This is a genomic window from Methylobacterium sp. P3_A11, from assembly GCF_056403155.1.
Window position 1 is genome coordinate 1 of sequence record NZ_JBFUGA010000162.1, and the last position, 9,024, is coordinate 9,024.

Genomic DNA, 9,024 nt, shown 5'->3' on the forward strand with positions numbered 1-9,024 from the left:
CCCAGCTGGTCGCGCTGCTCGGCGACGATGAAGCGGGCCTCCGCCGAGGCGATCACGGTCGCCTTCGCGAACACGGAAGCGTCCGACACCCGCGCCAGCGTCGCCTGGAAGGTCGAGGTCGTCGCGTCCACCAGCCGGGCGAACTGCTTCGGCATGCTCTCCCGAGACGCCGGCCACAGACGCGTCCCCGTCCCTCCACACAGGATCACGGGCCTCACCGCAGCGCTGCTCGACATCAATATTAACTCTCGAGAAATTGCCGAAAAACGACGGATATCTACATCGCATCGTAGACAAAAATTGAAATAACGCGCAATTACTTAGAAGCCGCAAAACGCACGCACACCGAACACCGATGCGTGAGCCGGACCCGGCCGCGGCAGGTCCCGACGGCCCGCGCGCTACGGGCCGGACAAGGTCCTCGCGGCCAAGCCGCCGGTCGGTGGCGGACGCGGCAGCGGCCTGAACCGCGCCGGCGGCGCATCGCTCTCCGCGATGTCGGCCCCGCCCTGGAGATGTCTGGCGAGGAACGCGACGATCAGGGTGTCGAGATCGGACCTGAGGCGGCGCCGGTCGAGGGGCCGCGCGTCGAACAGCGCGCGGAACGGCGGAATGGACAGGCGATCCGAGAAATCCGTGTGCGTCGCGTCCCTGACGCTGAAGGCCACGCTGTCGCGCGGCATGTCGGGCCGATCATGGAGATCGTACGTGTCGCGGGTCGTGACGCTCTCGAACCGGAACGGAAGATCGCCCGAGGCGAGATCGGCCGCCGATGGATAGGGGAGATCGCTCGTCAGGAAGAGATACGGCACCGCCGGCGGCCAGATCTCGGTCGCGATCACGTCGCCGTCGAGGTTGATCGCGGCGCGCACGCGGGCCGTATCCCGGGCCATCGCGGCCGCCACGCTGCCGCCGAAGGAGAAGCCCAGGACCCCGATGCGGGCGGGATCGATCATCGGTGCGACGGCGGGATCGCGAATGAGCGCGTCGAGCGTCGCGTCGGCCGTCCGGGCGGCCAGGAGCACCCGCCGCCGGGACAGCGTGCGGGAGGCCGTGAAGCGATCCTCGGATTCGAAGTCGAGGGCGGAAACCTGCGCGGCACGGTCCTCGCCGGCCAGCGGCGCGCCGTGGATGACGTCATCCACGGCGGCAACCACGAAGCCGTGGCTCGCGAGATCGGCGGCCAGGAAGGTGTTCTCGTGCCGCTCCGAGAACCATGACGGCAGAAGGAGCACGAGGGGGTGCGGTGCGCCCGTGGCGGGCGGGACATCCCACGGCGCGACCGCCTGCGTCGGCGTCATCTGAGCCAGCACGACGGCCTTGATCCGAGCGGCGAGGCCGATGCCGTCGGTCGCGGCCGGGTACCACAGGTCGACGGACCGATGATCGCCGACCGTGACGGTGCTTCTGCCGACCGGGAAAGCCCCGGTCTGCACGGGCCGCGGCAAGTCCAGGAAGGCGAGCGCGCGCAGATGCTCCCGGGCGAGGACCGCGATCGCGGCGACGGACGCCAGGAGGCAGGCCGTCAGGGCGATCGCCAGACGCCTGCCGCGCCCGCGCCCTGACGCAGTCATTTGAACGCGCGCTCCGTTCTCGCCAAGCTGGCGAGCCCCGCGTGCAGGCGCTGCGCGAGGACGGTCAGCGCCGGGTCGTCGAGTGCCTTGACGTCCGGATCGCTGATCAGCTGAACGATCATGGGACCCGTGATCGTGCCGGTCCAGCCCAGGGTGTCGTCGAAGCCGGGGCCGTGGGGCGATTCATCACCCAGGAACTGCAGGACGCGCCCCGCATAGGGCTGTGGCCGATACAAATTACGCGCGTTCATGAGATAGAGGAGCCAGCTGTCGGCGGTCTTGGAGCCGGTCCGCGGCGGCATTTCCTTGATCAGCTTGAGGAACAGCAGAACCTTCAGGATGCCGAGCCGGTGGGTGATCGAGTAATTCCCGAGGAATTCCGCGACGGTCTTCTTGCCCTTCACCACGAGGCCGAGGCTCTCGCGCACGTGCCGGAGCCGGATCTGAGCCCGCTTCCGGAACGGCAGGCGCTCGTAATAGGTCGGATGCCAGCCGTTCACGAAGGCCAGCAGCTCCACCGCCTCGCCGTCGGCCTCCAGCTGCTGCGCGATCTCGTAGCCGATGACCCCGTGGACGCAGAGCCCGAACAGGATGTAGGGCCCGCGGGGCTGGACCCGGCGGATGAGGCGAACGTAGTCGCTGGCGATCTCCTCGAGCGATCGACCGTCCTCCTCCGGGACGCCGGCCGAATCCATCGTCTGGATGCTGTAGAAGGGCCGGTCCTGCCCGACGGCCTGGGCGAGGTCCCGGTAGGACAGCAGGTGATTGATGGCGATCACCGGCGTCCCGTCGCCATGGGGCTGCACGACGACGATCTGCCCGTCATCGGCCGCCGGCTGGAGGGAGGCGACGTACTGGGCGAAAGCCTTCAGGGTGGGTGAGCGGAACAGGGAGACGACCTCGACCGGGCGTCCCAGCTTTCGTCCCACCTGGACGCAGATCCGCACCGCCAGGAGCGAGTGTCCGCCGAGATCGAAGAAGTTCGAATCCGCGTGCACGGGGGCGACGCCGAGGATTTCCTCCCAGACCGACCGGATCATCGCTTCGAGATCGGCGGACGGCGCGTCGGCGGCCGGAGCCGGGGGGACGATGCGCGGCGCCGGCGGCAGGGCACGGCGGTCGACCGCCCCGCTCGCCGTCCGCGGCAGGGCGAGCAGGACGCTCACGCCCGCGGGCGGCCGGCGCAGCCCGGCATCCCGCGCGAGATGGCCCATGAGCGTCGCCGGAAGCGTCTCGAGCGGCTGGCGGACATGGTCGGCCGGGACGACGAAGGCGTAGGGCGCGGCGTCGGCCTCCCGGCCGGCGGCCGGGACCGCGACGGCCTCCGCCACGAGGGCGTCGCGGAGCAGGGCCTCCTCGACGGCGGCGAGGTCCTCGGCATTCGCAGGGCCGGCCGTCAGCTGCGTGGCGATCGGCAGCGCCGAGAGCGGCGCCTCGGCGTCCTCGAGGACCTGATCCAGGGCCGCCCGCCAGGCCGCGAGCAGGGCGTCGGCGGTCGCACGCGTGAAGAGGTCGGTGTTGTATTCGAGGGCGAGGCGCCAGCCGCTCGGCCAGCGCACCAGGAAGAAGTTCAGCTCGTAGAGCGAGCCGGGCGACAGCGACGGCTTCGCCTTCAGATTGAACTGGCCGTACGTGTCCTCGCGGATGACCTCGTGGAGCACCGCGAAGTTGATCGAGATCAGCGGCGTCCGGGACGGGTCGCGCGGCGGGTTCAGGAGTTCGACCAGATGGTCGAAGGGCATCTGCTGATTGATCAGCGCGTCCTGCACGGTGCGGTTGGCGCGCCGCATGAAGTCGCGCAGGCTCGGGTCGCCCGCCGCGTCGATGCGCAGAACCAGGTTGTTGAGAAAGACGCCGATCAGCACTTCCAGATCGGGGTGGTGTCGCGAGGCGAGCTGGGTCCCGATGACCACATCGGTCTCACCGGTGAAGCGGTGCAGGGCCGCCGCCACCGCCGCGTAGCCGAGGCCGAAGAGCGTCACCTGCTCGGCCTTGGCGGCGGCGTCGAGGGCGTCGCCGAAATCGTGCGGGAGCATCTGCGCGATGATCTCGCCGTTCGAGGTCGGCGTCTCCGGGCGCGGGAAATCCGCGCCGACCTCGAAATAGGGTGCGTCGGTGAGGTGCCGGCGCCAGTATTCGGCCTCTGCCTGGAAGCCGCGGCTGCTGAACATCGCCTTCTGCCAACGGGCGTAGTCGCCGTACTGCATCGGGAGTTCGGGCAGGGCCGGGTCGGTGCCGCCCTGCAAGGCGGCGGCGACCATGCCGAATTCGCGGGCGAGCAGGCTGATCGAGAAGCCGTCGAACGCGATCTGGTGGACCGTGACGAGGAGAACGGCGTTCTCCGCGCTGAGCCGGATGAGGGTGACGCGCAGCAGCGGCAGCCGGTCCAGCTGGAACGGCACCATCGCCTCGCGCTTGGCGAGGTCGAGGGCTTCCTCGGCCCGCGCGGCCTCCGGCACGATGGTGAGGTCGACCTGCGAGAGCTTGAAGCGGAGGTGGGGCATCACCTCCTGCACCGGCTCGCCGTCCAGCTCGTAGAAGCGGGTCCGCAGGATCTCGTGCCGGTCGACCAGGGCCTGGAACGCCCGTTCGACGATGGCCGGTGAGAACTGTCCCTCGAGCTCCCACCGAAGGGCGATGTTGAGGATCGTCGAGCCAGGCCGTAGCAGGTCGATGAACCAGCAGCGCCGCTGCGACGAGGAGCAGGGAAAGATCAGCGCCTCGGGTGCCGGATGGCTCGCGATCTGGATCGGACGGCCGGTCATCGGGCGCTCCCGTTCAGGTTCGTGGCGTCGCGCCGGAAGGCGCGGAGCGAGGGCAGCGCCATGACGGATGCGCCCGTCGTGGCCTGATCCGCGATGGCGGCGAGCGCCGCGATCGTCGGGTGTTCGAGCACGTGCTTCGCCTCAAGCTCGATCTTCTCGTCCATCAGCCGGGCCGCGATCCGGAAGACGTGGATCGAGTCGGCGCCGAGGGCGAAGATGTTGTCGTCGACCCCGATGTCGTCGACCTTCAGGACGCTCTTCCAGATCGCCGCGATCTGCGCCTCGCRGGGATTGCGCGGCAGCACGATCGGGCGGTCATCCCGCCGCGCGGCGGCGTCCGGCTCGGGCAGGCTCTTGCGGTCGAGCTTGCCGTTGGCCGTCATCGGCAGCGCATCGAGGCTCTGCCAGAGCGCCGGGACCATGTAGTCGGGCAGCTTGGCCGCCACGTGGGCGGCGAGGCCGGCCGGCGTCACGCTCTCGCTCGCCGCGACGTAGTAACCGACGAGGCTCGCGGCGTCGCCGCGCTTGACGAGGCCGACGGCGCTCGCCGCGACGCCCGGATAGGCGCGCACGACCGTCTCGATCTCCTCCAGGTCGATCCGGAAGCCGCGCAGCTTGATCTGCTGGTCGGCCCGCCCGCTCAGGTGGATGGCGCCGTCCGGCCCGCGGCGGGCGAGGTCGCCCGTCCGATAGAGGCGCTCGACGCCCCGGCCCGGGACCGCGATCTCGCGGAAGGCGTCGGCCGTCAGGTCCTCGCGCTGGAAGTAGCCGTGCGCGAGGCCCGCACCACCGATGTAGAGGTCGCCGAGGACCCCGACGGGGGCGAGCGCCGCGTCGCGGTCGAGGACGTAGAGCTGGGTCCGGGCGACGGGACCGCCGATGGTGATCGGACCGGCACCGACCCGGGCCACGCTCGACCAGATGGTGGTCTCGGTCGGCCCGTAGAGGTTCCAGAGTTCACCGCCCTTCGCGAGGAGCGCGTCCGCGAGGTCGCGCGGCAGCGGTTCGCCGCCGCAGAGCATCTTGAGGCCCGGTCCCGGCTCGAAACCCGCCTCCAGCAGGATCCGCCAGAGCGAGGGCGTGGCCTGCATCACGGTGGCACCCGAGGTCTTGATCCGGCCGAGCAGGCCGAAGCCGCCCCGCACCTCATCCCGGTCCGCGATCACCGTGCGGCCGCCGAGGATCAGCGGCAGGAACAGCTCGAGGACCGAGATGTCGAAGGTGGTCGTGGTCACGGCGAGCAGCGTATCGTCCGCGCCGAAGCCGGGCTCGACCGCCATCGAGCGCAGGAGGTTGACGACCGAGGCGTGACCGACCTCGACACCCTTGGGCGTGCCGGTCGAGCCCGAGGTGAACATGACGTACGCGGCCCGGTCGGGCGTCGCCGCCGCATCGGCCGGGAGCGGGGCGGCCTCGGGCAGCGGCCGATCGATCCGCAGGAGCGGCAGGCCGCCCTCCGCGATGGCGGCGGTCGTCGGTCCGTCGCAGAGCAGGAGGGCCGGCTCGGCGGCGGCGAGGACCTGGCGCGACCGCGCGAGCGGATGCGCCGAGTCGAGGGGCACGTAGGCGTGGCCGGCCATCATGATGCCGAGCATCGCCGCGACCATGTCGGGGGAACGCTCGACGGCGAGGCCGACGCGGGAGGGCGTGGCACCCGCCTGCGCCCGGACGCAGCGGGCGATCGCGGTGGCCCGCTCCGCGAGCTGACGGTAGCTCCAGCTCGCGCTGCCGCAGTCGATCGCGATCGCGTCCGGCGTCCGCGCGGCCTGGGCGGTGACGAGGGCGTCGACCGTGGCCTCGTCCTGCGCGACGGCGGGGGACCGGTTGAGATCCTCCACCAGCCAGCGCACCTCGTCCCCGGACAGGATGGGCAGGGCCTCGATCCGGCAGGCCGGATCCGCGGCGACCGCGGCCAGGATGGTCCGAAGGTGGCCGATCCAGCGGTCGATCGTCGCCGCGTCGAACAGGTCCGTGCTGTAGTCGCAATCGATCTTCAGGCCGTCATTCGTCTCGGCGATGTTGAGGAACAGGTCGAAGTTGACGAAGGCCTTCGGGTTCGACGTGAAATGCGCGTCGAGCCCCGCGAAGTCGAGCTTGTCGTTCAGCCGCTCGAGGTTGAACTGGATGCTGGTCAGGGGCAGCCGGTTGAGTTCGCGCGGGATCTCGAGGCGCTGGACCAGCGTGCCGAGGGTCGTGTCCGGCTCATCGAAGGCAGCGAGGACCTTGTCCCTCACCGTCCGGAGGTGAGCCGCGAAGGCCTCGTCGCCGGCGAAGGGCGCACGCAGCGGCAGGAAGTTCACGCAGTGGCCGACGAGGATCGCCTCGTCGAGCCCGTTCTGCGCGGCACTCGGCACGGCCATCACCACGTCCTGCGAGCCGGCGAGGCGTCCGAACAGCACCTGCGAGGCCGCGAACAGGGCCGCGAAGAGCGTGCAGCCCTCGCGCGCCGCGGCCGTCTTCACCGCCCGGGTCAGGTCGCCCTCGATCCAGGTCGTCAGCGTCGCGCCGCGGAAGGATTTCGGCTGGACCGGGGCACGGTCGGTCGGCAGATCCACCGGCCGGGGCAGCACCTCGAACTCGCGGCGCCAGAAGTCGGAGACCGCGCCGGTGTCCTGGGCGGCGGTGTCGAGGGCGTATTGCCGGAACGGCAGGGGCGCCGGCAGATCGGCGGTCCGGCCCGCGCGGCGGGCGGTGTAGAGGGCCGCGAGTTCGCCCATCAGGATGTTGATCGACCAGCCGTCGCAGACGATGTGGTGCGCGGTCAGCACGAGCACGTGCCGATCCGCCGCGCGGGTGACGAGCCTGCACCGCACGAGCGGGCCGGTCGCCATCGCGAAGGGCGTCCGGGCGTCCGCGGCGAGGAGTTCGGCGAACGCGGCCTCCGGGTCGGGCGCGCCGGTGAGATCGACGCAGGGCAGTTCCAGCTTGAAGCTGTCGGCGACCTGCATGGTCGCGCCGCTTCGCCCGATCCGCGCCCGCATGGCATCGTGCCGGGCTACGAGGTCGTCGAGCGCCCCCTCGAGGGCCGCCCGGTCGAGGCTGCCGGTGAGGTGGAGCGACACCGACTCGTTGAAGGCACAGGAGGCGCTGTCGCCCAGCTGGGCTGCGAGCCAGACTTCCTTCTGCGCCTGCGTCAGGGGCGTCTCGCTCGGGAGGACGCGCACCACCGCCTCATCGGCGGCCGGCAGCGCGGGCGCCACCGGCGTGAGGACGCCGGCCTCCTGGAGATCGTCGAGGGCGCGGGTGAACACCCGCGCGATCCGCTCCAGGTCCGCGTCCGAATGCGCCGTGGTGATGAAGCACGGGAAGCCCTCGAGGATGTGGATCCCGTGAAGCCGCATGTACGGGAAGATCAGGCTCCCGAGCCGGCCTTCCCGCGTGGTGTCGAAGTAGAACCAGCTGCTGCAGCGCTCGATCCGAGAACCGAGCCCGCGCCGGGCGAGGTCGTCGTTCAGGCGCTCCACGAGGAGCCGCATGCGCTCCGAGAGGGTCTCCTGCAGCGCCGGCCCGTGCTCCTTGAGATGGAGCAGGACCGCGTGGACCGCGGCCAGGACCAGGGGATGGCGCACGAAGGTGCCCGCGAAGAAGGTCGGGGCGACCTCGGGGAACGACGCGTCGCCGTAGCACCACTGTCCGCCGTCGAGGGCGTCCATGAACCGGGCGCTGCCGGCCAGGATCCCCACCGGCATGCCGCCGCCCACCACCTTGCCGTAGGTGGCAAGGTCGGCCCGGATGCCGAGCACGGCCTGCATGCCGCCGGGGTGGACCCGGAAGCCCGTGATCACCTCGTCGAAGACGAAGGCGGTGCCGCTCGCCTCCGTGATCGCGCGCAGTTCGCGCAGGAACGGCTCCGGCGCCACGTCGGGGTGGCGGCTCTGGACGGGCTCGACGATGACCGCCGCGATGTCCTCCGCGTTGTCCCGGATCCAGGCGAGACTCTCGGGCGCGAGGTAGGGCAGCACCACCATGTTGCTGACGCCCTCCCGCGGGATGCCGGGCGCGACTGGGACCGCCCCGATCGTGCCGCTGCGGCCGGACGCCTTCACGAGCACCTCGTCGAACTGGCCATGATAGTCGCCGGAGAAGATCACGACCTTGTCGCGGCCCGTCACCGTGCGGGCGATGCGCATCGCCGCCATCACGGCCTCGGACCCGGTGTTGCAGAAGGTCACGCGCTCGTTGCCGGTGAGCTCGGCGAACAGGGCCGCCGTCTCGCCGGCGAGCGGGCTCTGCGGGCCGATGGCAAAGCCGCGATCGAGCTGCGCCTTCACCGCGTCGATCACGAAGTCCGGGGCGTGGCCGAAGGCCGTCTGCCCGAACCCGTTGACGAGGTCGACGTACTCGTTGCCGTCGACGTCCCAGATCCGCGACCCCTTCGAGCGCTCGCAGATCACCGGGTAGACGAGTTCCTTCCACTCCTGGCGGAAGCCCGCGGCGCTGCGCGGATCCGCGAGAACTGACCGGAAGGCCTGCGCGCGCTCCTTGGAGAGCGGCGTGCGCGCGTTGTAGCGGGCCACCAGATCGTCGATGAAGCTGCGCTGGCGCGGCGTGATCTCGCCGACCGCGCTGGCGCCGGGCCGGTAGAGGCGGTGGCGGGAGGACCCCTCGTCGGAGACCGGGATGGCGGCTCGGGAGGCGGGCTCAGGCGCCGCGGCCGGCGCGGCAGCAGGGGCCGCAGCAGGAGC

At 70.9% G+C, this 9,024-nt stretch carries 4 protein-coding genes; all 4 read right to left on the bottom strand.

Annotated elements, in window-relative coordinates; genetic code table 11:
* A partial coding sequence (locus AC1DXK_RS29045) for a sugar phosphate nucleotidyltransferase (RefSeq protein ID WP_477299580.1) occupies positions 1 to 236 on the bottom strand: 236 nt, incomplete at its 3' end.
* 165 nt (positions 237 to 401) lie between these two features.
* Entirely contained in the window at positions 402 to 1,574 is a 1,173-nt protein-coding gene (locus tag AC1DXK_RS29050) for an alpha/beta hydrolase family protein (RefSeq protein WP_457108718.1), read from the bottom strand.
* Positions 1,571 to 4,339, bottom strand: a complete 2,769-nt coding sequence (locus tag AC1DXK_RS29055) for a condensation domain-containing protein (RefSeq protein WP_457108717.1) — start codon at positions 4,337 to 4,339, stop codon at positions 1,571 to 1,573. Before AC1DXK_RS29055 ends, AC1DXK_RS29050 begins: the two co-directional genes overlap by 4 nt.
* The coding region (locus tag AC1DXK_RS29060; RefSeq protein ID WP_477299581.1) for an amino acid adenylation domain-containing protein at positions 4,336 to 9,024 on the bottom strand (4,689 nt) is incomplete at its 5' end. The genes AC1DXK_RS29055 and AC1DXK_RS29060, both read right to left, overlap by 4 nt.

Coding starts and splice junctions, on each gene's coding strand:
- AC1DXK_RS29055 (WP_457108717.1), bottom strand. CDS start 4,339: ATGACCGGCCGTCCGATCCAGATCGCGAGCCATCCGGCACCCGAGGCG.
- AC1DXK_RS29050 (WP_457108718.1), bottom strand. CDS start 1,574: ATGACTGCGTCAGGGCGCGGGCGCGGCAGGCGTCTGGCGATCGCCCTG.